Origin of the sequence: Pontibacter sp. H249, from assembly GCF_037892465.1 — a bacterium.
Lineage (GTDB): Bacteria > Bacteroidota > Bacteroidia > Cytophagales > Hymenobacteraceae > Pontibacter.
Window position 1 is genome coordinate 1 of record NZ_JBBKTR010000020.1, and the last position, 24,725, is coordinate 24,725.

Below are 24,725 nucleotides of genomic sequence, written 5' to 3' on the forward strand. Positions count from 1 at the left end.
TTCCCCTTTTTATTTTAGGCTTACTTTGCCGCTAAACTTGTGGTAGAAATGTAGAGACGCAACACTTTGCGTCTCTACATTTCTACCTCTCTAACTCCCCAACCCTCTAACTCCCCAACCCTCTAACTCCCCAACCCTCTAACTCCCCAACCCTCTAACTCCCAAACTCATTTCAGTTTCTCGTTTTCCTTATGGCGTTGGCTGTCGCGGTTGGTCTTTTTCTCCAGGTTTTTTTGTAGAGCTTCTGTCAGGTTGATACCAGTTTGGTTTGCAAGGCATATCAGCACGAATAACACATCAGCCAGCTCATCAGACAGTTGTTTGCCTTCGTCGCTTTTCTTGAATGACTGTTCGCCGTATTGTCTGGCGATGATGCGTGCCACTTCGCCTACCTCTTCGGTAAGTATGGCCATGTTGGTGAGTTCGTTAAAGTAACGCACCCCATTCTCTTTAATCCAGTTATCTACTATAGTCTGGGCTTCTGCTATGGTCATGTTAAAAAATGTCTTTGTTCTTTGTGTCCATGATAATGGTTACTGGTCCGTCGTTTAGCAGCGATACTTTCATGTCGGCACCAAACTCGCTGGTTTGTACAGGCTTGCCCATAACGCCTTCCAGTATGGCTACAAAGCGTTCGTATAGCGGTATGGCAATGGCAGGAGGGGCAGCATTAACGTAAGACGGACGGTTACCTTTTTTGGTGTTGGCATAAAGTGTAAACTGACTGATTACCAGTATATCGCCTTGCACATCCTGCACACTCAGGTTCATCTTATCATTTTCGTCGCTGAATATCCGGAGCTGGGCCACTTTTGTTGCCAGCCACTTCAGGTCTTCTTCCGAGTCGTCGGGGCAAATGCCAACCAAAAGCAACAAGCCTTTTCCAATCTGTCCTTTTATGTTTTTATCGATCTCTACAGATGCCTGCGTTACCCTCTGAATTACTACGCGCATACTTTATACTACACTTTAGTTAAAGTGCAAAGGTAGGTATTGATCGTTAATTGTTTGTTGTTGGTTTGCAATAACGGGAACAACTACTCCTGCTCTATAAGATGGGGTGAGTGGATATACTCTGCGAATCAACGATTAACAAGTCAGCAGTTAATCTACATACCCTTCATATAAGATGCGGCTTACTTTGCCGTTCTTCAGGTAGAAGTGTAGCGAGATAGGGGCACCATCATAATTAGAGGCAACCACCTGGTTAGGACTTTGGGTCACTCTAATATCCTTGCCAAAAGACTTTAGTTTGCTCATAAGCTCGCCCTGCGACATACCTACCCGCATGTTGTTTCGTAAGGTCATGTTGCTGCTGCGGATATCGGCTACCTGCAAAAACAAGTCACCGGTTTGGCTTGGTGCATAAAACTCCAGCATGGAGCTGCCAAAGCGGATGGTATAAAGCGTATCTGTAACAGATGAGTTATGTATGTTCTCAATCGGATCGGCATCAATGGTAAAATCAGAGTTGATACGATCGTAGTATGAGCTTAAAAAATTGCCTTTGCTGCGGCTGGCCACAAAAGGGTTGCCCAGTAAGCTAACTGTAGAGGGTATCTCGTTTTTTCTGGCAGAGGTGGTGTCTGTGGCTATACTTGTTTCATGCTCCAGCGGCCCTTGCTCTTCGGTAGAAGAATCAGAAGTGCAGGCGGAGGCAATGGTGTTTACCAGTAACAACAGGATCAGCAGCCGTAAAGTAAGGCTGTATTTCCAGCGGCAGCTGATGAAGTATAACGTGGACATGGTAAACGATGTAGGGTGTAGCGAAACTATACCTTACATACGAGTGCTGCCTGCTTAAAAGTTTTGACTAAAAGATCTTTAGCCAGTAGTATCTGCGGCTGTAAAAGCATAATTTTGCGGCAAAGATTGCATAAATATGAATATCCAACAAATAGCGCTTATAACTTATTTTAATACAGGCAATTTTAGCGGAATTTCCGATCAGGAAAACGACGATCTGTATACTTACCTGACCGAAAAAGGCCTTTCTGTTTCTTACCAGATATGGGATGATCCTGAAGTAGACTGGACAAAGTTTGAGCTGATCATCCTTAAATCACCGTGGGATTACTTTGATAAAATAGATGCCTTTTATGCCTGGCTGGATAAGCTGGAGCAATTAGGTTGCCGTGTACTTAACCCCGTGCAGACAGTTAGATGGAATGCCGACAAACGCTATTTGAAAGACATAAAGGATAAAGGCCATAAAATTGTGCCAACAGTATGGCTAGAGAAAGGCAGTAAGTTCAATCCTGCTGAGGCATTTGCCGCATTGGGCTCTGAGAAAATTATTGTAAAGCCAAGCGTAAGCGGCGGAGCGAAGAATACCTTTGCCTTAACGCCAGCCGCTGCCGAAGACGAGGCCGAAAGTATAAATACGCTGCTGCAACAGGAAGCTTTTCTGGTGCAGCCCTTCGTAGAGGAGATTAAAACAAAAGGAGAGTGGTCGTTCCTGTTCTTTAACGGCGAGTACAGCCATACGGTGCTTAAAACAGTAAAACCAGGTGATTTCCGGGTGCAGCACTTTTTCGGAGGCACCATACATACTCCTGAGCCACCGGCTGTTTTACTGGAGGCTGCCCATAATATTGCCGACGACTTTGCCCAAGGCTGCCTGTATGCCCGAGTAGACGGTGTGGAGATAAACGGTGAGCTGCACCTGATGGAGTTGGAGCTGATAGAGCCTTTCTTGTTTATGGCTACCAGCGAGGGCGCCGTGGAGCGTTACTACCAGGCTGTGCTGGAGCACCTGCAGGTTACGGCTTAAGCTATACTTCGTCGGAAGTATGAAACACCAGTAAAGGCACCTCCGACTCCAGTACCATCTTTTGTGACAGGCTTGGGTTAAAGATTGAGCCAAGGCCACTACGTTTGTGTGTGGTAAGGGCAAGCAGGTTTACCTGCTGCTCCTTCACATAAGTTTGCAGGGCATCAGCTACGTTATCGCCTTCCTGTAGGGTAAAGTTTATACTTGCCTGTGAGTGGTGTTTTGCGAGTTTTTCCTTGAGTGCGTTAAGCTTTTCCTGGTCTTGCTGCTTATTTGTTTTACTGATGTGCACGCACAGAAGCTGCGGGTTAAAAGGCTCCAGTAGCTGCTGCAGCTGAATAATAGCCCTGCCATCGGCTTGATCGAAGTTGGAGGCATAGGCAACTTTAGTTAACTGTGTGCCGGTGTAGGAGCCTGGTATGGTTAGCACAGGTATGTTTAGCTCCTGCACTACCTTGGTAGTAACTGTTCCGAAAAAAGACCGGGAGATATTAGCTTCTCCTTTGGTGCCCATTATAACAAGGTTTGGCTTAAATCGCTTGGTTTCATCCACGATCACATCCTCTGGCAGGCCATGTATAAACGCACGCTCTAGCCGTGTGTGTGCATTACGGGAGGCAGCCTGTGAACGCAGGAGCTGATAGAGTTCTTCCAGTTCGTTCTCTGCTTCTGTTACATTCCTGTTTATTACTCGTTCTGTTACTGCTTCGGATGGAGTTATCTCCCATGCCGAAGCATCTGTGTCGGCATCGGCAAGATAATCCTGGAAGCAGTGCAGCAGCAGTAGTTGCGCCTGTGGAGCAGCGGTAGCCAGAGCCAGGGCATAGTGGCTGGCGTTAATGGAGTCTGTGGTAAAATCTACCGGTACAAGTATTCTGAACATAAGCCTCTGATGGTGTATGGCTATTTATACGTGTAGCTGTTTTAGAGTTGTGAAGCAAGGATACAAAGTATAAGCCAACCTAACCTGAAGTAGCATTACAATCGGGTAAAGCTGTCAGTGTCCGAAAAAAAGCCTAAGTTTGTAGTCCCTAATTGTTAAACATGCCTAAACGCATTGTATTCTACTTTATTGGGTTTGTTGTGCTGGCATCGCTAGCCTACTATGGCTTTAACCGCTGGCAAGACTCCCGCGAAAAGGTTGATTTATGGGCTCTTGTACCAGAAGATGCCGCCTTTGTGGTAGAGACCAATAACCACAGTGCCCTGCTGGAGCATCTGGAGGAAACTAACCTGTTGGAGAGTTTCTCTGCCTTAGCTGCTTACCGTAGCTTTGAGGAAAACATGGCTTACCTCGATAGTATATCACCGGGTAGTACACGTCTAGAACGCTTCTTAGATAAAAAGAACATACTTACCTCCATGCATGTGGTGGGTAAAACTAACGTTGAGTTTGTATACTACATTCCGGTAAGCTCGGTAGGGGAACACCGGTTTTTACGTAACCTTACCGAGAATATCAGTAAAAGCGACTTGTTTGAGCAGGAAAGCAGGCAGTACCAGGATATACTTTTAACCGATGTTACGAACACTCGCCTGGAAACCAGTTTTACATACTTCACCTATCATAACAACATCATACTTAGCCAATCGCCGGTACTAATAGAGGAAATTGTGCGCCGTATTGCCCGTGGAAAGTTAACATCGGTAGCGGATAATTTTAAAAGTACAAATTACCTTGCTCAGCCTGATGTGTATGCCAACGTATTTATAAATTACCGAGCCTTACCCGATGTGTTTGGGCTGTTTTTACAGGAAAACCTGATGCCGCAGGTGCGTTACCTGTGTAGCCTTGGCCGCTCTGCTATGCTGGAGCTAAAGCTGGAAAAAGACAAGATATTCCTGAACGGTTTTTCGGAACCTAGTAATGCTCAAAACTCCTTCCATAGCAACATTGCGCCTGCACTGCCCAAGCCGCTAAATGTTAAAAATTACCTGCCAAACCGAACCGCCATGCTGATGCACTTTGGTTTGGATGAGGTGGCAAAGCTCAAAAGGCAGCCAAACAAATCAGCAGCTGGCTCTGTGTATGGAGCCACATTGGATAGCCTGGCCGCCGTGTTCACTGATGAGGTGGCTTTGGCTTATATGGAATCTAACTCGATAAGCACTAGCCCTGAGAAAGTAACATTTGCCTACACAGCAAGACCCGGTGATGCAGCCAGAATGTTGAGGCAGCTTAACCAGCAAGTGCTGAAGTCTAAAAACAAGAAGCCTTATACCGAAAAGTATGGAAGCTTTACTATCGAAATGGTGGAGGTGCCAGAATTGCCTGCAAAGCTATTTGGAAGCCTATTCGCAGGGTTTGAGCAGAGTTTTGTGGTAGAGGTTGATGGCTTTTTAATATTTTCGGATGAGGTTGCTACTATTCGTGATTTGCTGGATGATATATCGGAAGAGAACGTTTGGGGAAAATCGGTGGCGCAAAAAGCCTTTTTAGAGGAAACGCTGCAGGAAGGTAACTTTAGCCTTTACCTTAACACTGTAAACGCATGGTATGTGCTAAGCCGCTACATGACCGACAACAGCCGCGAAGACCTGCTGCAGAATGCTACTTTGATCAAGCGTTTTAACCAGGTTAGTTTTCAGTTTGCTAACGCGGGTAAGCAGTATTACACTAGTTTTATTTTCAGGAAGCAAAGCAGCGGGGCTACTACCGGCGACGATGTTTTTACAAATGAGTTAACCATACCACTAGACTCCCGCATTACCTCCAGGCCGATTGCTATTCAGAATGCCGTAGACCGCAGCCGCGAAGTAGTAGTGCAAGACTCTGCCAATGTGCTGGTGAATATAACTGCCGCCGGTAAACGCGGCTGGACAGATACGTTAAGCACTGCCCTTAGGGGAAGTATAAAACAAGTGGAGCTGGGTCCGGAAAACAAATTGCGTTACCTGTTTGCCACTTCCAGCCGCATACATGCTGTAAACAACCAGGGGCAGAGCCTCGAGAACTTTCCGTTTAACATTGGCGATACGCTTAACATACAGCACCTGGCTGTGTTCGATTACGAAAAAAACCAGAACTACCGCCTACTGGTAGACGATTACCTGGGCAACCTGTACATGTACGACATCCGGGGCAATGCCATTGAGGGCTGGCAGCCACGCCGCATGGACTACCGCCTGGCAACCGAACCGCAGCACCTGCGTGTAGGAGGCCGAGATGTTATACTGGTGCTGCTGGAGAATGGCTATGTTTATGCTCTTAACCAGCGTGGAGAGACTTATCCCGGCTTCCCGATGAACCTGAAGTCCCCGATCACCTCTGGTGCCTTTGTTAAAGCCGGCGCCGATCTACGCAAAACCGAAGTGACCATTGTTACAAAGTATGGCAATGTTACTACTTTTAACCTGCAGGGTAAGTTACTAAACCGGGAGCAGTTAGAAAGACCAAGCAAGAGCGCTTTCTTTGATCTGGTGCCGGAGGGAAATAATGCAAAGTCGTTTGTTATTGTGCGGCAGGAGCAGGGCAGAGTCGGCATTTTTGACCAGGACCTGAACCTGCAGTTTGAAAAGCGTTATGTTACCTCTGCACCTAAAATTGTACAGTACTTCCACTTCGGTGGCGACAACAGGGTATACGCCGTCACAGAAACCGGCCCCCAGAAAACCTATCTCTACACCAGCAGAGGCAAACTAGTAGGCAACAGCACCCTTGACAACAACAAACCCGTCATCATTTACCACAACGAGGCCTCTAACGATTATACTTTATACAAAGCCTTCCGAAGAGAACTGCAGAAGATTAGCTTTAGGTTGGTGAATTAGACACTGTGGGTGTGAAATTTAAATAATCCTTCTTAAAGGGAACGGCAGAGAAATCTCATTTCAACATCCGTATTACTTCCGTTTGTAAACGTAACTATGCGTTTCATAATACGGCTTAGAGCTTCCCGGCTTCTTTACTCGTTTACCCTTCATAAGTTTACTTTTTCCAAAGTAAACTTAATGTCAGATGCAAATATCTAATTGTCAGTGTATTAACTATAGGTTACTATAGCCAGGTAACAGATTTGTTAAGTATATATTTTAGCAGTATCTTGTATAGTGGATGCACTATATTACTACTTCGGAAAGCGATTTTCAGATTAAGTGGATACACTTACGCACATAGTGCAGATAAACGTCATAATGACGTATACACAGTAGTTGGCATTAATTAAAATGAAAAAACTCGCAATTTTAACATTAATCTGTTTAACCGTGTTTTGGTTGTATCGTGCGAATTATTTTTCATCAAGTTCTATTGAAGGACTCTATATAAATAATAATAAAGCCCCTGTTTTAGAAGGACCCAGTGCAGAAGTAGATACTTTAAAAATCAATAGTGACTTTACCTTTGAGAATAATACTTGGGGAAAAGGAACTTATAGATTAGCTGGTGATAGAATAACCTTCAGTTATAAATATGAATATGGTGAAGCAAGTTATTCAACTACCATTGATAGACCTTTATTTGGGCAGACAATAAGAATAGCTTTAAACAGTGACTTGGAGTATTATTATGAAAAAATAAAATAACTGTTGCCAACCACACCCATAAGCCAGCTACGCCGCCATATGGCCAAGCCCGTTAGCACCTATTTAAATCATAAAATATGAAAGCAATACCCAAACTGGTTGTGCTTGTTTTGCTTCTGATGTCCTGCGCTAAGCGAGAGGTTCCTGAAGAAATATTTATAGAGGGTTTTGTAAACGACGTGCCTGACGGAACCGTATACCTCACGCACTCGCACGACCCCAAGGAATTCCTTGATTCTGCTGAGGTCATTGACAACCATTTCAGATTTGCAATAAAGCTTGATTCCACTTTCGTACCGTTCAGGGCTAGTATTCACTACCGGGACAGTACATTTGCCGAGAACAACTATATCAGGAGAATACTTTACTTGAACTCCCAACAATCAACTGAGAAAACAAAGTCCGGCTCAGACTCTTTCTTTCAAGGGAAAACAAGCACCACGATCAAAGTCAATCCTGATCTACCGAGGCTGCACCATATCCAATCAGGTAAAGACAATCTACTGTCAGAAAGGTTCATGAACAAGGGGTTTGGCTATCTGCACATCTCCGACTCAACCAAGAGAGCAGCAAGGCTCAAGTACTATGAAAAGGAAATAAAGCAAAACCCCGATTCTTACTTCCTGCTCAGCGAAGTATACCTTAACAGAGAAGACTACACCAAAAGGGAGCTGAGCAACCTTTTGACCCACTTCAACCAAGAGGTTCAAGGGTCGAGGTCCGCTAAAAGCGTACGCAGCTACCTTGCCAACAGGACTGACCCTGATAGGCCTTACCCCAACTTGCAGCTCAGCACACCCCAGAATGAGAGGCAGAGAATTCTCAACACTAGTGCCAGAGTTAACTTGCTTGTGTTCTGGGCCAGCTGGTGCGGGCCGTGCAGAAAAGAAATTCCCGAGTTGAAGGAGGTGAACTTATCCTTTAAAGAAAGGGGACTTAACATGGTCAGTATATCCATCGATGAAGAGCAAAGCAACTGGCACAAAGCCTTAGACAAGGAGCAGATGGAGTGGCAGCAATTTATAGTTGAGAAGGACAAAGCCGAGTTGATAAAACAGCAGTTTAATTTCTCCTCTATACCCCTTATGCTTCTGACTGACAGCAATGGTAAGGAGATTAAGAGAATAAGCGGCTATAGCAAAGACAACGTAGCTAGATTGAAAGTGGCTATTACCCAACAACTCTCAGGCAGTTGAAGGATAAAGTTACTGCTTCCATGGGAAAAATAATAAGTATAACATAGTGCTAACCAAACCCATAAGCCAGCTACGCCGCCTTATGGCCAAGTCCGTTGGGTCTGATTTTATGGTGATTTAAATGTTATGAATAGTCTTTTAAAAGTTAAAGCGGCATTGTTTATTGTTTTCTGTACTGTTATACCACTAACAGCACAGAGCCAAGACATTAAATTCATAAATTTAATGTACAGCACCGCTGTCAAACCAGTGAATGCAACGGTAAAGGTTACAATATACCCTAACTCAGACGATTCATATAAATTAAAGGTCGAATCAGTCTCCCTGCAGAAAGTAGATCCCTCTAAATCTATTGATAAAGAAATCATAATCACGGCTGAGCAATTCTCAAAGCTTGTTGACGCTATACAAAGTATAAATCAGGTAGAAATTATCGGCGGACCACACCCTAAACTGTTGGACGGTGAAGCCTGCTCCATTTCCTATGGAACAGTTGGTTCATCTATTTCCTATCAGGTAAATACGCCTAACCACGATACAGAAAAAAGAAGACTGAGTAATTTCCTTAAAGCATATCAGCTTATACTTAGGACAGCCAAACTTGACCCCAGTTCAATTCTTGGTTAGTGGATTTGTAATAAATAACAAAATCATGCTTGAAAGAAAAGACTAGACCTAACACTGCATAAACATTAAACTACATCCGACGGCCTTGCTCGCTGTTTATACTAACCGTTGATGGAAATAATTAAAAAGAATGGTCAATACTGAACTTAGACTTACTAGGAATAGATTATTACAATTCAACTGGGTGTTCGGATTGATTCTGTTAGTAGCCATTTGTGTACCTAGGTTTTGGTTGGTCCTGAATGCAAACCTAACCGGAAACTATGGTAGCATAGGTGCTATTATGGCCGTTTCTGCCCTTATTCCTTTCATTTTTTTGTCTAAAGCAGGACGAAAACAGATAGGGATTACCAAGCCGGCAAATTATGTTTGGATTCTGTATTCCTTTCTGGAAGGTATTGCAATTAGCACAGTAATATTTACGTTGGGCTATCTGCTATACATGGATACCATTAATAATTGGTACGTATATATCGGGAAGTCCTACAATATCGCTACAGACTTAAATGCCCAGGACAAGCTAATTTATTTTATAGTTTTTGCCGTTACCGGGATGTGCTTTAGCCCCATTGGGGAGGAGTTATTTTTTAGAGGAATTGTACATTCATGCTTCAGCTCAAGTTTAGGAGAGAACAAAGCCTCCATAATAGATAGCCTCTCGTTTGCCTTAATACATCTAGCCCACTTTGGTATTGTCTACATTTCTGGCAGGTGGGAGTTTCTCTTTATTCCATCCATCCTATGGGTAGTAGGAATGTTTATAACAAGTTTAATTTTTATCCAGTGTAAGAAGAAATCAGGCTCTATATTAGGTGCCATTGCTAGTCATGCAGGTTTTAATTTAGCTATGATATATTTCATTTTTTATCAATTGTAAAAAATACAGCCACCAACATGGTGCATAAGATATGTTACGGCCGACAGCCTAGCACGCCTCATGGACGAGAGCGTTGGCAACAATGCTAATTGATAGTAACACAAGATTTTAATTATCCAGTCGAGCTTAAAATAGGTAATAACTAAAAGTAATCGAAAATGTATGACTTTGTAAATTCCAATTTAGGCTGGTTCCATTTGGCTACTGCCTTATTGGCGATGATAGCTGGTGCTTTTGTCCTGGCTGTTAATAAAGGTACAGTGCGGCATAAAAGGGTAGGCTATGTTTATGTTTTTGCCATGGTTTTAGTTTGTGGGTCTGCACTTGGTATCTACAATCTGACTGGAAGATTTGGGGTGTTTCATATAATGGCTATTGTTAGCTCCCTGACATTGGTATTGGGGATGATGCCCTTGCTTCTTAGGAATCAACCAAGAAAGTATAAAGCTGTTCATGTTTGGTTTATGTACTATTCGGTCCTAGGGCTCTATGCAGCATTTGCATCAGAGTTAAGTGTGCGAATTCCAGATAAGCCTTTTTTTGCCATGGTTGGAATTGCAACTGCTACAATATTCGGAGTGGGAACTGCTTTTATCCTGAAGAAAGAAAAAATCTGGACCAAATACTTTGAGCAGAAGCTCTACTGCCAACAAAGTGCATAATTCAGACTTCGTCTACGCCAAACCCATATTATAGCACCAGCACATTCCTCTAAAACACTCACTGAAAGAATTTAACCCCATGTACTACATTCTATTCTACAAAACAGTAGCAGATTACATTGAGCGACGCACTCAATACCGCGCCGAGCATTTAGCGCTTGCCCAAAAAGCAAAAGAGAGCGGCCATATTGTTATGGCAGGGGCATTGGCAGAGCCAGCCGACGGAGCAGTGCTGGTTTTTTAAGCAGACTCTCCCAAAGTAGCCGAAGACTTTGCAAAAAACGACCCCTATGTAAAAAACGGGTTAATTACAGAGTGGAGTGTGCGCCCCTGGACAGTTGTAGTTGGAGGGTAAAGCCTTAAAAGCTCCTAAACCATCCCTTCCGGTAAAAGAAATAAATCTGCAAAAGTATAAGCATACCCATTAATGCAAGCAGAATAGGGTAAGAGTATGGTTCATACAGTTCTGGCATGTTGTGCCGTAGAATCTCACCTGTTTCAGGATTTTCGCGGGAGAAGTTCATGCCGTAAAGCCCTACAATAAAGCTGAGCGGGATAAAGATGCTGGAAATGATCGTAAGCACTTTCATGATCTCGTTCATGCGGTTGCTCACCGTAGACATATACAGCTCTACCAAACTCGAAGACATGTCCCGGTGGTTTTCGATCAGGTCGATTAGCTGCACAGCGTGGTCATAGGCATCTCTAAAGTATACCCTCATATTTTCAGGTATAGTGGTTTCATCCATGCGCAGAAGTTCATTTAGAACGTCGCGTTGTGGCCAGGTAATGCGGCGCAGTTTTACAAGTTCGCTTTTAAGGTTTAGGATGTCGGTTAAAGTAGATTTTGATGGCTGTTGCAGCACCTTCTGTTCCAGGTCTTCCATGTACTGCCCAATCTCTGCGATTACCGGAAAGTAGTAATCCAGCACCACATCAAGTATAGCATAAACAAGGTAGGCGGTAGGGCGGGTGCGGATAACACCTTTACCCAAACGAATGCGCTCACGCAGCGGGTCCAGGCAATCACCGTAGTCGCTTTGCAGCGTTAGCACGTAGTTCTCGCCAGTAAACAGGGAAAGCTGCACATCAAGCAGTGATTTAAACTCAGCAGACCAGCGCAGCATACGTGTAATCACAAAGAGCCTGTTGTTTCCAAACTCTTCTACTTTAGGTCGCTGATAGTCATTAACTACGTCTTCCAGCTGCAGCGGGTGCAGGTTAAAATCAATAATCAGCTGCTCCAGCATACCTTGATCAGCATACCCCCTAATATCGATCCAATGGCGAGCTTCTGGTTTGGCCTTTACCTGCTGCATCAACTCCTGGTAACTACCCAATTCTTTTTCTTCAAAAAGGGTTTCGGAGAAAGAAATCAGGAAGAAACGTGGTTTGTATGCCTCTTTGGGTATAACTAAAGAGCCCGGTTTAATGCCGGCTTTGCGTTCGAGTATTTTTTCGCGCTTACGTTGCAGCTTAAGTTTGGCCATGCGGCAATATAATAAAGTATAGCGGTATTGCTGAATTTATACTTTAAAACTACCGGAGCAGGACATGACCTCATTTTATATCAACTTTAGAACTTTGTAGAATTACTCCAGCAATTTTACCTCAACGCCCTCTACATCTTGCAGCTTAGCAGTAACTTCCTCTTGCAGTGCCTTCCTCACCTCAATGGTTAGTTTACAATCCAGTTCAAACTGCTGGTCGCGCACGGGCAGGTCGTATTCTTTTACCAGGCTCATCACATCGTTCATCTGAGGGTAGCCATAGTGTGCCTGTAGCAAAACGGTTTCGTGCTTTTCCAAAATAGTGGCTTGCTCCAGGGCATCGGCAGTGGCGGTTTTGTAGGCAGTAATTAAACCACTGACGCCTAGTTTCGTGCCACCAAAGTAACGCACTACAATTACAAGCACATTGCTTAGGTCGGCAGAGCGGATCTGGCCAAGTATAGGGTCTCCGGCAGAGTGGTTGGGCTCTCCATCGTCGTTGGCACGGTAGCGGCTTTTATCAGCTCCTAACGTATAGGCGTAGCAATGGTGGCGGGCGTCGTAGTACTTCTTCTTTACCTCCGCCAGTATCTCCTTTATTTCCTCTTCTGTGTAAACAGGGTAGGCCAGAGCTATAAACTTGCTTCCTTTCTCTTTGTAGAGTGCTTCGGTGGGTGCTGCTATGGTTCTGTAAGTATCCTGCATAGGCTAGTGTAAGTTAGCTAAAATTTCCTGATACGAGATAAGTATAATAGCCAAAACGGCCACGGCAATACCAAAAAGGTTGAGTCTGGTAAGCTTTTCGTTAAAAAAAATCACTGCTCCTATTGCACCAGTAAGTATAATGCCAATGTTGTTGATGGGGTACAGAAAAGCACCGTCGTTGCCAAAAGCAGTGAGAGCCAGCAGCAGGAAATAAATGGAAAAATAATTAGGCACGCCCAGCAGAACACCAGCTAGTACACTTTTTAAATTCAGCCTTACTTTACGGAGCAGGAGCAGTACCAGCAAGGCCAGCAAACCAACAGCAGCCGAAGTGGCAAAGGTTAACATAGTAAACTGGCTGGCCTGGTGTGGTTGCAGGTAGTGCTGGTTGGTGTAGTTGATAAGCGAATCGGCAATGCCGCCATTTATAAAGATGATGAAAGGCAACAGGAAAGATACTGCTGCTGAAGTTTTTATACCGCCATTTTGCCGTGGCCGGATAGATGAAAGCACAATAGCCACTAACGCAGCCGCCATGCCTAGGTAGTTGATGATGTTATACTCTTTTAAACTGGTTTTGAGCACGAGCAAACTGAAAAGTACCGGTATCACCAATGATATTTTGGCTGCCACCGAAGTTGCCGTTACACCTACCTTGTGCGTGCTGAGGGCCATTAAGTAAAATGTAAGTATAAAAATAGTGCCCAGCGCCATAGCGGCATAAGCCCAAGTATAGCCAAACGTTTGGGGTTGTAGCACATCTGTACCACCCGGAAACATAAAACCCACCGCCACGCAAACAGCATAATTTATCGCAATAGCCTGAAACGTATGCACATTATACTTCTGGAACAGCTTGAAGATAAAAATAAGGGAGGCGCTTACTAAAACGCTAAGTATGAGGTAAAGCATAAAACGGATTCTGTGGCTTAGCTGCCAGTGTTACAAATTTAGCGTAACTATAGCCGCAGGCAAGCAGGTAAAAAGAATTAGCCCTATATTCGTTCTACAGAAACTATACTTTACATACTTTGCCGCAACAGCCATACCTTATTCCGTTTAATGTTACAGGCAGTCCTGCCGAGGGTTATATCAGCTCTACCCAATTTGCTAAAACGTTACCCTTTACCGTTATGCGTGTTTTCTGGACATATAATACACCTCCGCTGGTGGTGCGAGGCAGGCATGCCCACGTGGCAACCGAGCAGGTGCTGGTTGCTATTACCGGACAAATAAAAGTAGAGGCAGACAATGGCAGAGATTACACCGAAACGTTTACATTATCCAAGGCAGACCAAGGCTTATACTTGCCGGCAATGCATTGGGCAAACTTATACTTTTCGGAAGGGGCCATACTTTTAAGCCTTACCTCCTCTGATTTTGACGAGGCAGATTACATAAGAGACTACCAAACGTTTTTACAAAAAGCACAGGATCCTAACGTATAAGCTATGCAGGAGCAAGTACCGTTTTTTGCTTTCCGGAATTTTGTGCCGGGTGTGCAGCAACAACTGGAGCAGGCACTGGTGCAGGCGGCGCAGCGAGGTAATTTTATACTTGGCGAGGAGGTACAACTCTTTGAACAGGAATTTGCGGCTTACTTGGCAGAGGGAGCAACAGCTTTAGGTGTCGGAAACGGATATGATGCATTGGTGATTTCCTTAAAGGCACTTGGTATAGGAGCAGGATCAGAGGTGCTGGTGCCCTCCAACAGCTACATGGCCACAGTAAACGCTGTGCTGCACGTGGGGGCAAGACCAGTGCTGGTGGAGCCCGATGCCCATTCGTATAACATAACAGCTGCCAACGCAGAAAACGCCATCAAGCCAAGTACCAAAGCCATACTTCCGGTGCACCTCTATGGGCAGGCTTGCCACATGAACGAACTGCTGCAACTGGCACAAAAGTATAATTTAAGTGTAATTGAAGATTGCGCCCAGGCCCATGGAGCAACTTACAACAGTCAGAAAGTTGGCACTTTTGGTGATGCGGCTGCTTTTAGTTTTTACCCTACCAAGAACCTGGGAGCCATGGGTGATGGCGGTGCTGTGGTAACACACAATGCTATGGTAGCCGATTACGTGAAACAGTACCGCAACTATGGCCAGAAGCAGAAGTATATAGGCCAGCTGGTTGGTGTAAACTCCCGCCTTGACGAAATACAGGCGGCCATACTTCGCATCAAACTGCAGCACCTAGAACAGTACAACGCAGAAAGGCAGCGGCTGGCAAAAGTATACTTGCAGGAGCTACAAAACATAGGTGATCTTATATTACCTGTAACCGCACAAGACTGCAGCCATGTTTACCACATTTTTAATATCCGGACAAAGTACAGGGATGCTTTGCAAACACATTTGAAAGAGCCGGGAATAAGTACAGCTATTCATTACCCCGTGCCGGTGCACTTGCAGCCTGCCTATACTTTTCTGGGCCACAAAACAGGTGATTTTCCGGTGGCAGAGGAGTGGGCGCAAACCAGTCTTAGCCTGCCGCTTTACCCGGGGCTAACCGAGGCAGAGCAGGAGCAGGTGATACAGGCTGTGCAGGTGTTTTATAAGTGAAAAGCTAAAGCTTCTGCCAGTGTTATTGCTTTCACTAGCAATGTAAATCAAAATACGCTAAAGCTAGTCGCCGGCAAAGATGCTCGCACCATCGGTTGTATCCTTTGCAATTCGCCCAATAATCTTTTGCCTAACCACCCATCCTCCACAGAAAAACCTTATTTTGCAGTAGCTTTGGCCAAATAAATGCTGCGACTACTAAAATCATCCTTCTGGTCTTTTCTGTCGGTTCTGATACGTGCCGTATCCAGCATTGCTATTAACAAGCTGTTTGCCATATACTATGGCCCTAACGGTATCACGCTTTACGCCCATTTTCAAAACCTGCTGGCTATTATAACCACCGTTCCGGATGGCGGCACCAACATCGGATTAATAAAATTCTTGGCAAAAGGAAGTGCCGCAAGCCGAAACTACAGGCGTTACTTCTGGGCTGGAGCCATATTTAATATACTTTGCGCAGTAGCGGTACTAAGTATGTTTTTTAGCTTTCCGGGATACTACTTAGAGGCTTTTACGGCAAATTTAGGAGTTGGCGAAGTATGGATTTGGATTATACTTTTTGGTATTGGGAGCACTCTCCTAACCTTAAACCTTATGCTGTTGGCTATCCTGCTGGCAAGGCAGCAACTAAAGTGGCATGTGCTAAGCGTAGCGTTCATGACGCTTTCAGCTATGGTTGTAGTGTTTCTGAGCCAAGGCAGATTGCAAGTAAGCCAGGTACTATTATGGGTACTAGGGGCGCAGTCGCTGGCTTTTTTCCTGACGTTGGGCATTTTGTACGTTAAGCGCCTGCTACCGCCTCTTAAAAAAGTCAGTATCCCCCGAAGCATTTACAAAGACCTCTGGAAATATATTCTGATGGCGCTTAGCGCTGTGGTTTGCCTCAGGCTTACAGACTTTTTTATCCGGGACTACGTTATCGCACGCTTTGATTTGTACCAGACGGGGCTTTGGCAGGCGGTGGTTAAAGTTTCTGAAAATTACAGCACCGTGTATACTGCCGTAATTGGCATGCTGGTGTACCCGCGCATGGCGGCTATGGTTAACGAAGAGGATGCTTTGCGTAAGTTTGTGCGTAGCACTTTTTATCTGGTATTGCCGGGCTTGCTGTTGGCTTTGCTGGTGGTGTACCTGCTGCGGGAGTGGGTACTGCTGCTGCTCTTTAACCAGGATTTTGTAAAGGCCGAATATCTTTTCGATTACCAGCTGCTGGGCGACTTCTTCAGGATGTGGAGCATTGTGCTAACAAACCTGATTGTAGTGCGGGCACACGTAAAGCTTTACATTGGCTGGCAGGTAGCGTCGGCTATACTTTATATAGCGCTGGTAAGTATACTCATAGAGCCCTTCGGACTGGAAGGCATTACCATGGCCCATGCTTTACGTTATGTCGCTACGCTTGGCTTTGCTATGCTCTATTATAACAAATACATTCGCCCATGACTACGCAGCCACTAGTTTCCATCATCTGCCTGTGCTACAACCATGAGCGCTTTTTGCAGGAAGCGCTGGACTCGGTGCTAGCTCAGACGTACCAAAACATAGAGGTAATTGTAGTAGATGACTGCAGCACCGACGGGAGTATGGCAATCATAGAAGCTAACCTGCAAAAGCACCCGCAACTCAAGTTCATCAGCACCGGGCACAACAGGGGCAATTGTACTGCATTCAACATAGGGTTACAAGCCAGTTTGGGAGAGTATATTATAGACTTCGCAACAGATGATGTACTGCTGCCAGAACGGGTGGCGCAGCAGGTTGCAACCTTCCAAAAACTAGACAAAAGCTACGGCATAGTTTACTCGGATGCAGAGTACATTTCAGATGATTCTGAGCATTTATACTACCATAGCCAAAAGTATAAGCCAGCCCCAAATGGTGATGTTTTTAGCGAGGTGTTACGGCGATACTTTATTTGCTCGCCTACCATGATGGTGCGTCGCAGCGTTTTTGACTTCCTGGGTGGCTATGACGAAAACCTGTATTATGAAGACTTTGATTTCTGGGTGAGGTCTGCCAGGAAGTATAAATATCACTACATGGCGGAGGTTACAACAAGGCGCCGCATCCACAGCAGTTCTATGTCCAGTAAGTGGTACTCGAAAGGCGACAGGCATTTAGCTTCTCATGTGCTGATACTGGAAAAAGCCCTGGAACTGATTCAAACACCGGAAGAGAAGGCGGCCATGATAACTAGGTTGAAGTATGAAGTAAGACAAACATATTTCTCTGGTAATTTTAAGCAGGCGGCCCAGATGCTCTTGCTGCTGCACCAGGTACTGCCAAACCTGCCTGCGCCTTACAGGTGCATGGAGCTCCTGAATAAGTATAAAGTTAACCTCTCGGTACTAAGGAAGCTGTATTACCGGCTGCGTTATCGCAACCCCTGATTTAGCCACGCCACAACCTTACCTCCAGCGACACCCGTGTTGTATCAGGGTTTTCGTTTGTAGCGCCTCCGTGAATGAGGTACGGAGAAAAGATTAGCACCTCGTTTTCCGATGGATTTGGCCTTACCTGGTTAAGTTGTTTTTTAGTGTCGGTAAGCCCCGGCACGTTATACTTAGCACCGTTCATAACAGCACCTGCAAGGGTTCGTTCTACATCAGACTCTGGCCAGTAGTGGCTTCCCGGTACCACCACAAGTGCGGAGCGTTCTGTACTGCCCGCCAGAGGCACATACAAGTTTATACTTCCCTTTAGTTCGTCGAGCCAGGCGTCGCGGTGCAGCGGGTTAAAGTCCGAAACATGCGGTCGTACCACACGCAGGTGGAAAATATTTTCGCCAGTGTTGGGGTTGCGGGTAGTTAGTGGCAGTTGTAATTCTTCGGTTATGCGTGCCGTCATTGTTTCTGGATAAATCGGGAAATGAGCATAATCAATGGCCTTCGTATGCTCCAGCACTTTCAGATGCAGCTCCTGGTTTCCGTTTACCAGCTGGTGGTACTGGTCTATGCTAAAGCTCTCTGGTACAGCTATGCCTTCTTTGGCTAAAGCCTTAACAAATAGCTTTTTAAGGCCCTGCTTCAGTAGGCTGAACTGGCTGTCTCCCAGGAAAGGTACCACAGTATAGCCAACATCCCTCCAGCTTACCTGCGCTACTAGATTATCGTGCTGGTTTGCCAACACCAACTGTTCTCCGTAAGCACGCGGTCCGTCTATTTTAAAAGGTTGCTGTAACATATTCGTAGCTAAAAGCTTGTGCTGATTATACGCTCTACAAAGATAAGTCGAATAGATACGCAACCCGCCATTTTGCACTAATTTCTGGCTGCGTAGCTGAACTTCATACTTCCTTTTCGCCACATATTCGTATCTGTGGGTTACAGTATAAATTGGTAAAGAGCAGCTTTCGGTTTCCGTGGCTAACGGTGCGGTTTGCTGGGAAATATAGTTTTATTTCGTTCTTTTTCTGTTAGTTAGAAGTATGCATGCAGTGCAATACATACTTTACTCCTATAATTTCGTAAGCAATAGTTTGATAAGGCACCATGGTGAGTTTCCAGACGACGTGTTTCCAAATTGTTAACAGGTAAGGGTGCTTTATTGGCATTTATAAGTATATTTGACCTTTCATAATAAATTAGAACAAATGATCACAGCAGTAACCGCTTCCCGCGCAGAAGTCATCAAGTGGATGGAAGATTTCGTAAACGAGAAAATGTCTGAGTTCCTAAAGTCTGTAGAAGACAGCTGGCAACCAGCCGACCTTTTACCTGATGCTACCCTTGATACCTTTTTTAGTGAAGTAAAGGAACTGCGTGAGCGTGCCCGTGACCTGAGTTATGATCTATTAGCTGTACTGGTAGGCGATACCATCACAGAAGAGGCGCTGCCTACTTACGAAAGCTGGCTGATGACCATTGAAGGTCTGCCAAGCGACCCGAAGGGGCCATGGATGCGCTGGAACCGTGCCTGGACTGCCGAAGAAAACCGCCACGGCGACGTACTGAACCGTTACTTATACTTAACTGGCCGCATCAACATGCGCGAAATGGAGGCCTCTACGCAGTACCTGATCGCAGATGGTTTTGATCTGCAAACAGATAACGATCCTTACCGTTCGTTTGTGTATACTTCTTTCCAGGAAACAGCTACAAACATATCGCACCGCCGTGTTGCCCAGATTGCTAAAAAAGAAGGCGATAACATGCTGGCGAAGCTTTGTGGCCACGTTGCCGCCGATGAGGCAAGACACGCCAAAGCTTATAAATCGTTTGTTGGAAAAATTTTCGAAGCTGACCCGAACGAGATGATGCTGGCTTTTGAAGACATGATGCGCAAGAAAATCGTAATGCCTGCCCATTACATGCGTGAGCTAGGTGTGGATTTGGGTAAAACGTTCGGTCACTTTACAGATGCAGCACAGCGTATCGGTGTTTATACTTCTGCAGACTATACCGACATTCTGGATGGCCTGATTAAAGAGTGGAAAGTGGAAACTCTTACAGGCCTTAACGAAGCCGGTGAGCGTGCCCGTGATTATGTAATGGCCCTGCCAAATCGTTTAAAGCGCGTAGCTGAGCGTATGAAAGTGCCACAGTTAGAGTACAAGTTCCGTTGGATTGACTAAGCTGTAAGCTAAAGCATAAAGAAGAAGGGTTGGCCAAAAGCTAACCCTTTTTTGTACTTTATACTTTAGTTGTGAGGACTCTTCAGTTCTACTCCTGCACTTTTACTCCTTTCCAAAAGGCAACATAGTCCTTAATGTTTTCTGCTGCGTCTTTGGGCGAAGGGTAATACCAGGCAGCATCCGGGTTCACTTCTCCATCAACCTGAAGATGGTAATAACATGCCTCGCCTTTCCAATGGCATGAAGTGTTGGTGTCGCTTTGTTCAAAGTATTTTTTATTGATGCCATCTGGCGGAAAATAATGATTGCCCTCAATGACTATAGTTTGGTCACTTTCAGCAATTACGGTGTCATTCCATATCGCTTTCATAGATTCTTCGTTTTTAGTAAGTATGAGTTCTCTAGATAAGAGAGAGTAAATAAAATGTGTGCTAATAATACCTGCACCAGTTAAAGAACAATGTACACCATGTACTTGTTGTAATTAATATAATTCCTTTTTATGGCTTTAGGATATCGATTTACAGAGTATGTGCCGCCGCAGGACGATAAGCCTGGTTTTGAGTCGCTGCTGAAGATCTTCCTGCAACTGGTTACCATCAGTTCCGGTGATGTGGGAGAGGCGCTTAATTGGCTTAGTTCGCTGGATAAACAATATAACCTGACCGGCGATGAGTATGGCATCGGCGATTTTGTTGAGGACCTGAAAAAGAAAGGCTATCTTGATGAGAACCCGCAGGAGAAAGGTTCATTCCAGCTGACAGCCAGGAGCGAGCAAAGTATACGAAAGAGTGCTTTAGAAGAAATTTTTGGCAAACTGAAGAAAGGCAGCAAAGGCAGCCATGCTACTCCACATACTGGCATCGGCGACGAAGCCAGCACAGACCGCCGCGAGTACCGTTTCGGAGATGCGCTGGAGCAGATCTCCATGACAGACTCTATCCGGAATGCCCAGATAAACCACGGCATAGGCGACCTATGGCTAACAGAGCAGGACCTGGAGGTAACCGAGACAGAACACAAAACACAGTCTTCTACGGTGCTGATGATCGATATTTCGCACTCCATGATTCTGTATGGCGAAGACCGCATTACACCTGCCAAGAAAGTAGCCATGGCGCTGGCTGAGCTGGTGAAGCAGAAATACCCGAAAGATACGCTGGATGTGATTGTGTTTGGGAATGATGCCTGGCAGATAGAGATTAAAGACCTGCCATACTTAGAGGTAGGGCCATATCACACCAACACCGTTGCTGGTTTAGAGCTTGCCATGGATATCCTGCGCAAACGCAAAACCCCGAACAAGCAGATCTTCATGATAACCGACGGAAAGCCAACTTGCTTGAAAGAAGGGCTGCGATACTATAAAAACAGCTTCGGGTTGGATAGAAAGGTAGTTAACAAAACGCTGAACCTCGCTGCGCAGTGCCGTCGCCTCAAAATTCCCATCACTACTTTCATGATCGCATCAGACCCATACTTACAGCAATTCGTAGATGAATTTACAAAAGTAAATAACGGCCAGGCCTACTACAGCAGCCTGAAAGGATTGGGCCATCTGGTGTTTAAAGACTACGGCCGCAATCGAAAGAAAAGCTTTTAAGAGGAAAGCTCGGCAAGCTTATTGATTTTTGCGCTCAAGCTTAAGCCTGCGCACTATAAAATAGAAAAGGAGTGAACCGATAAAAATCAGCTGCATTGCGGTAGAGCTAATTATGTGGTTAATTCTTAGAAAAGCTGCTACAATAACGATTAATGCTTGAATTCCCAAAAGGATATCCTTATAAGAGATTGTTTTCATGGATTAAATATAAAGGTTTTGATAAGATCAACCTTCTATTAATATATAATATTTTCTAGTCATTGAGCTATAAAGAATGAACTACAGAGACATACCAGCCGAAAACTTATTGAAGATAAAAACGCTGGGCCAATTGAAAGGTGCCGGCTATGAGCCACAGAGTGTGAAGCAGGAACTTCGTCAGAACCTGATTAAAAAACTGCAGAGTAAAGAAGAGATTTTTCCGGGTATCTGGGGCTATGAGGAAACAGTGATTCCGGATATGCAGCGTGCCATACTTTCGATGCACCATATAAACCTGTTGGGTTTACGTGGGCAGGCCAAAACACGAATTGCCCGCCAGATGATAGACCTGCTGGATGAGTACATACCCGTAGTGCAAGGCTCTGAACTGAACGATGACCCCATGCAGCCGCTGTCGCGTTTTGCCAAAGATATGGTACACGAACACGGCGACGACACCCCTATTACCTGGCTGCACCGCTCAGACCGCTACACCGAAAAACTTGCTACACCCGATGTATCCGTAGCGGACTTAATTGGCGACGCTGACCCAATAAAAGCAGCGACCATGAAACTGCCTTACTCTGATGAGCGTGTTATCCATTTTGGATTGATTCCGCGTTCGCACAGAGGCATTTTTGTTATAAACGAGCTACCAGATTTGCAAGCGCGTATCCAGGTGTCGCTGTTTAACATTCTGCAGGAAGGCGATATACAGATACGCGGCTTCAAAGTGCGTTTGCCGTTGGATATTCAGTTTGTATTCACAGCCAACCCAGAAGACTATACTAACCGTGGCTCCATTGTAACGCCGCTAAAAGACCGTATTGATTCACAGATCATCACGCACTACCCGAAAACAATAGAAACAGGCAAAAAGATAACCAGTCAGGAGGCACACATCAAAGCCGAGCAGCAACAGCTGGTGCAAACCAACGACATTATCGGTGACCTGATAGAACAGGTAGCATTCGAGGCGCGTGAGAGTGAATATGTAGATGCTAAAAGCGGTGTTTCTGCCAGGTTAACCATATCAGCATACGAAAACCTGTTGAGTGCTGCCGAACGCCGGGCATTATTAAATGGTGAAAACAAAACTTATGTAAGAGTAGCCGATTTCCTGAACACTATACCTGCGGTAACCGGTAAAGTAGAGCTTGTGTATGAAGGAGAGCAGGAGGGGGCAGGCCATGTGGCGCAGGTGCTGATGGGTAAAGCCATCCGTACACAGTTTCTGAAGTACTTCCCTGACCCAGACAAAGCTAAAAAAGCAAAAGAAGGCAATACTTACAAAGCGATTACCGATTGGTTTGGCGATGGGAATACAGTTGATATTCTTAATGATGCCTCCACAGCAGATTATAAAAAAGCATTATACAAAGTGCCGGGTCTGCAAGAGTTAGTAGAGAAGCATCAGTCTAAAGCTAAAGGCGACGAAAAGCTTTTTTTGATGGAGTTTGCGTTGCACGGCCTGGCCGAGCACAGCCAGCTTAGTAAGAATCGCCTCAGTACCGGCCTGCAGTTTAAAGACCTGCTCAGTGGTATGTTTTCGATGCCCACCTTCGGAGACGAAGAGGAAGAAGACTATTAGGAGTTAGAGAGTTTGTGAGTTAGAGAGTTTAGGACTGACTCCGTATTATGTAGAGGCGCAATATTTTGCGCCTCTTTTTTTGTTTTCACCATACTTTATACTTCCTCTACAAGTGCAGCAGTTATACTTTCCCATTCCTCTTCCAGCGTTTGCTGCGGCCTTTTCTTGCCTGCTCTGCTGTACCAGTAATCTGCATTCCAGGTGTCTCCTTCTTTATGGTGTAGGTAGGCGTGTATCCAAGCGGCGTTTTTATCAGGCAGGTCCTGTATCAGTACATGTGCTTTATCCCAGTTACCATTTGCCTCGTGCCACAGCGCCTGCAGGTACACCGGTACACCAGCCGGAGGAGTTGCATTAGTTAAGCTTTGTTTAAAGGTTTGCAGGTTCATGGAATTATTTAGCTTAATTCATACTTACATACGGGCCCGATTTTCCATGGGTAAGATGCAGAAGTATACAAAGCGGTTTACTGGCACAGCAACGTTATACTTTTGAGCTAGCCTCACCACGGTGCCATTCTGGTACTCGATCTCAGAAGGTTTGCCTTCCCATACATCCCTAGTAAGCGAGGCAGTAGAGTTAGGTGGCAGCGATTCGAAGCTAAACATGATGTTAGCCACCAGGTCAGGCTCTATACTGATGCCAATACGTTGCGACAAAGTATAAATCTCGGTTAGCAACTCTACCATCAGCTGTCTTGTTTGAGGTACCTCCAGCACCTGATCATAAGTAGATCGCGTTACTGCAAGTAAACCGCTCACACAAATCCCTATAAACTTTTTCCAGAGCTCAGCTTGTATATTGGTGGTTGCTTTGGCTGTGATTCCTGCCTGTTCCAGTGTTTGCTGCAGTTGTTGTACCCGATCTGTTTGTGTATTATCCAGCTCCCCGAAAATGATAGTCGGCTCTACGCCGAAATGGTTGATAACACCCGGTGCTTCTATTTTACTGATGATGCGGCAAAGTCCGCCAAGTATGTTTTGCTGGGGCAGGTGTTCGGCCAACTCCTCTGCGGCAAGCACACCATTCTGCATGGGTAAGACAAGTGTATTTTCGGTAACAATTGCTTTTAGCTCTGCTGCAGTTTCTTTTACCTGCCATGCTTTAACGCACACCATCACCAAGTCTACGGGTCCAATAGCTCGTATTTTATCAGTGATATTTACCTTGTCAAGTTTCAGATCACCGTTTATACTTTTAACTGTGAGGCCATTTGTTTGCATAGCCTGCAGGTGTTTACCTCTTGCCAGAAAAGTAACGTCGTGTCCGGCCTGTGCCAATTTAGCACCAAAATATCCGCCTACGCCGCCTGTGCCAATAATTGCAATCTTCATGA

General features: G+C 45.1%; 27 protein-coding genes. 15 read left to right on the top strand and 12 right to left on the bottom strand.

The features are described 5' to 3' along the window. Window positions 1–167 precede the first annotated feature (167 nt). From WG943_RS18995 to WG943_RS19005, 3 genes are all read right to left on the bottom strand, one after another. Window positions 168–494, bottom strand: coding sequence for a nucleotide pyrophosphohydrolase (locus WG943_RS18995; protein ID WP_340411402.1), 327 nt, complete (start codon window positions 492–494; stop codon window positions 168–170). 1 nt (window position 495) lies between these two features. Beyond that, window positions 496–954, bottom strand: a complete 459-nt coding sequence (dtd, locus tag WG943_RS19000; protein WP_340411403.1) for a D-aminoacyl-tRNA deacylase — start codon at window positions 952–954, stop codon at window positions 496–498. A 150-nt stretch (window positions 955–1,104) separates the two neighbouring features. Beyond that, window positions 1,105–1,746, bottom strand: coding sequence for a hypothetical protein (locus WG943_RS19005; RefSeq protein WP_340411404.1), 642 nt, complete (start codon window positions 1,744–1,746; stop codon window positions 1,105–1,107). A gap of 136 nt (window positions 1,747–1,882) precedes the next feature. On the opposite strand from WG943_RS19005, the gene WG943_RS19010 reads away from it, so the two are divergent. Continuing rightward, entirely contained in the window at window positions 1,883–2,773 is an 891-nt protein-coding gene (locus WG943_RS19010) for an ATP-grasp domain-containing protein (RefSeq protein ID WP_340411405.1), read from the top strand. A gap of 1 nt (window position 2,774) precedes the next feature. Here WG943_RS19010 and WG943_RS19015 read toward each other — a convergent pair whose 3' ends face one another. Beyond that, on the bottom strand, window positions 2,775–3,656 hold the full coding sequence (locus WG943_RS19015; RefSeq protein ID WP_340411406.1) for a universal stress protein: 882 nt from the start codon (window positions 3,654–3,656) through the stop codon (window positions 2,775–2,777). A gap of 161 nt (window positions 3,657–3,817) precedes the next feature. On the opposite strand from WG943_RS19015, the gene WG943_RS19020 reads away from it, so the two are divergent. The 7 genes from WG943_RS19020 to WG943_RS19050 all read left to right on the top strand — a co-directional run bounded on the left by WG943_RS19020 (window position 3,818) and on the right by WG943_RS19050 (window position 10,903). Beyond that, window positions 3,818–6,544 carry a hypothetical protein gene (locus WG943_RS19020; protein WP_340411407.1) on the top strand — a complete coding sequence of 909 codons (2,727 nt, stop codon included), beginning with the start codon at window positions 3,818–3,820 and terminating at the stop codon, window positions 6,542–6,544. Between the two features lie 396 nt (window positions 6,545–6,940). Beyond that, entirely contained in the window at window positions 6,941–7,297 is a 357-nt protein-coding gene (locus WG943_RS19025; protein ID WP_340411408.1) for a hypothetical protein, read from the top strand. Between the two features lie 77 nt (window positions 7,298–7,374). Next, complete coding sequence (locus WG943_RS19030; protein WP_340411410.1) at window positions 7,375–8,493, top strand: TlpA disulfide reductase family protein; 1,119 nt, start codon at window positions 7,375–7,377, stop codon at window positions 8,491–8,493. 126 nt (window positions 8,494–8,619) lie between these two features. Continuing rightward, the gene (locus WG943_RS19035; RefSeq protein ID WP_340411412.1) at window positions 8,620–9,120 is read left to right on the top strand and encodes a hypothetical protein; all 501 of its coding nucleotides are present in this window, start codon (window positions 8,620–8,622) and stop codon (window positions 9,118–9,120) included. A 130-nt stretch (window positions 9,121–9,250) separates the two neighbouring features. Continuing rightward, window positions 9,251–9,997: a CPBP family intramembrane glutamic endopeptidase gene (locus WG943_RS19040; RefSeq protein ID WP_340411414.1), complete on the top strand. Its 747-nt coding sequence runs from the start codon at window positions 9,251–9,253 to the stop codon at window positions 9,995–9,997. Between the two features lie 158 nt (window positions 9,998–10,155). Further along, window positions 10,156–10,659 (top strand): DUF2306 domain-containing protein, encoded by a 504-nt coding sequence (locus WG943_RS19045; RefSeq protein WP_340411415.1) that lies wholly within the window; start codon window positions 10,156–10,158, stop codon window positions 10,657–10,659. 79 nt (window positions 10,660–10,738) lie between these two features. Continuing rightward, entirely contained in the window at window positions 10,739–10,903 is a 165-nt protein-coding gene (locus WG943_RS19050; protein WP_340411417.1) for a hypothetical protein, read from the top strand. 115 nt (window positions 10,904–11,018) lie between these two features. Here WG943_RS19050 and corA read toward each other — a convergent pair whose 3' ends face one another. The 3 genes from corA to WG943_RS19065 form a co-directional block, all read right to left on the bottom strand. Beyond that, window positions 11,019–12,149: a magnesium/cobalt transporter CorA gene (gene corA, locus WG943_RS19055; protein ID WP_340411418.1), complete on the bottom strand. Its 1,131-nt coding sequence runs from the start codon at window positions 12,147–12,149 to the stop codon at window positions 11,019–11,021. Window positions 12,150–12,251: 102 nt separating this feature from the next. Continuing rightward, on the bottom strand, window positions 12,252–12,854 hold the full coding sequence (locus tag WG943_RS19060) for an IMPACT family protein (RefSeq protein WP_340411420.1): 603 nt from the start codon (window positions 12,852–12,854) through the stop codon (window positions 12,252–12,254). Between the two features lie 3 nt (window positions 12,855–12,857). After that, window positions 12,858–13,766 (bottom strand): hypothetical protein, encoded by a 909-nt coding sequence (locus WG943_RS19065; protein ID WP_340411422.1) that lies wholly within the window; start codon window positions 13,764–13,766, stop codon window positions 12,858–12,860. Window positions 13,767–13,885: 119 nt separating this feature from the next. Here WG943_RS19065 and WG943_RS19070 point away from each other — a divergent pair, with 119 nt between their 5' ends. The 4 genes from WG943_RS19070 to WG943_RS19085 all read left to right on the top strand — a co-directional run bounded on the left by WG943_RS19070 (window position 13,886) and on the right by WG943_RS19085 (window position 17,811). Then, on the top strand, window positions 13,886–14,302 hold the full coding sequence (locus tag WG943_RS19070; protein WP_340411423.1) for a sugar 3,4-ketoisomerase: 417 nt from the start codon (window positions 13,886–13,888) through the stop codon (window positions 14,300–14,302). 3 nt (window positions 14,303–14,305) lie between these two features. Next, window positions 14,306–15,418: a DegT/DnrJ/EryC1/StrS family aminotransferase gene (locus tag WG943_RS19075; protein WP_340411425.1), complete on the top strand. Its 1,113-nt coding sequence runs from the start codon at window positions 14,306–14,308 to the stop codon at window positions 15,416–15,418. Between the two features lie 186 nt (window positions 15,419–15,604). After that, entirely contained in the window at window positions 15,605–16,864 is a 1,260-nt protein-coding gene (locus WG943_RS19080; protein WP_340411427.1) for a hypothetical protein, read from the top strand. Then, complete coding sequence (locus WG943_RS19085) at window positions 16,861–17,811, top strand: glycosyltransferase (RefSeq protein ID WP_340411429.1); 951 nt, start codon at window positions 16,861–16,863, stop codon at window positions 17,809–17,811. Before WG943_RS19080 ends, WG943_RS19085 begins: the two co-directional genes overlap by 4 nt. 1 nt (window position 17,812) lies before the next feature. Here the strand turns inward: WG943_RS19085 and WG943_RS19090 are convergent, their stop codons facing one another. After that, entirely contained in the window at window positions 17,813–18,604 is a 792-nt protein-coding gene (locus WG943_RS19090; protein WP_340411431.1) for a phytanoyl-CoA dioxygenase family protein, read from the bottom strand. 409 nt (window positions 18,605–19,013) lie between these two features. On the opposite strand from WG943_RS19090, the gene WG943_RS19095 reads away from it, so the two are divergent. Continuing rightward, window positions 19,014–19,994 carry an acyl-ACP desaturase gene (locus WG943_RS19095; RefSeq protein ID WP_340411433.1) on the top strand — a complete coding sequence of 327 codons (981 nt, stop codon included), beginning with the start codon at window positions 19,014–19,016 and terminating at the stop codon, window positions 19,992–19,994. 88 nt (window positions 19,995–20,082) lie between these two features. Here WG943_RS19095 and WG943_RS19100 read toward each other — a convergent pair whose 3' ends face one another. Continuing rightward, complete coding sequence (locus WG943_RS19100) at window positions 20,083–20,364, bottom strand: DUF427 domain-containing protein (protein WP_340411435.1); 282 nt, start codon at window positions 20,362–20,364, stop codon at window positions 20,083–20,085. Window positions 20,365–20,496: 132 nt separating this feature from the next. Here WG943_RS19100 and WG943_RS19105 point away from each other — a divergent pair, with 132 nt between their 5' ends. After that, window positions 20,497–21,597: a vWA domain-containing protein gene (locus WG943_RS19105; RefSeq protein ID WP_340411437.1), complete on the top strand. Its 1,101-nt coding sequence runs from the start codon at window positions 20,497–20,499 to the stop codon at window positions 21,595–21,597. 18 nt (window positions 21,598–21,615) lie between these two features. On the opposite strand, the gene WG943_RS19110 is transcribed toward WG943_RS19105, so the two are convergent. After that, window positions 21,616–21,795, bottom strand: a complete 180-nt coding sequence (locus WG943_RS19110) for a hypothetical protein (RefSeq protein WP_340411438.1) — start codon at window positions 21,793–21,795, stop codon at window positions 21,616–21,618. A 76-nt stretch (window positions 21,796–21,871) separates the two neighbouring features. Here WG943_RS19110 and WG943_RS19115 point away from each other — a divergent pair, with 76 nt between their 5' ends. Beyond that, window positions 21,872–23,389, top strand: a complete 1,518-nt coding sequence (locus tag WG943_RS19115; protein WP_340411440.1) for a sigma 54-interacting transcriptional regulator — start codon at window positions 21,872–21,874, stop codon at window positions 23,387–23,389. A 95-nt stretch (window positions 23,390–23,484) separates the two neighbouring features. On the opposite strand, the gene WG943_RS19120 is transcribed toward WG943_RS19115, so the two are convergent. Further along, window positions 23,485–23,778: a hypothetical protein gene (locus tag WG943_RS19120; RefSeq protein WP_340411441.1), complete on the bottom strand. Its 294-nt coding sequence runs from the start codon at window positions 23,776–23,778 to the stop codon at window positions 23,485–23,487. Between the two features lie 24 nt (window positions 23,779–23,802). Then, complete coding sequence (locus WG943_RS19125; RefSeq protein WP_340411442.1) at window positions 23,803–24,723, bottom strand: ketopantoate reductase family protein; 921 nt, start codon at window positions 24,721–24,723, stop codon at window positions 23,803–23,805. Window positions 24,724–24,725: the final 2 nt, after the last annotated feature.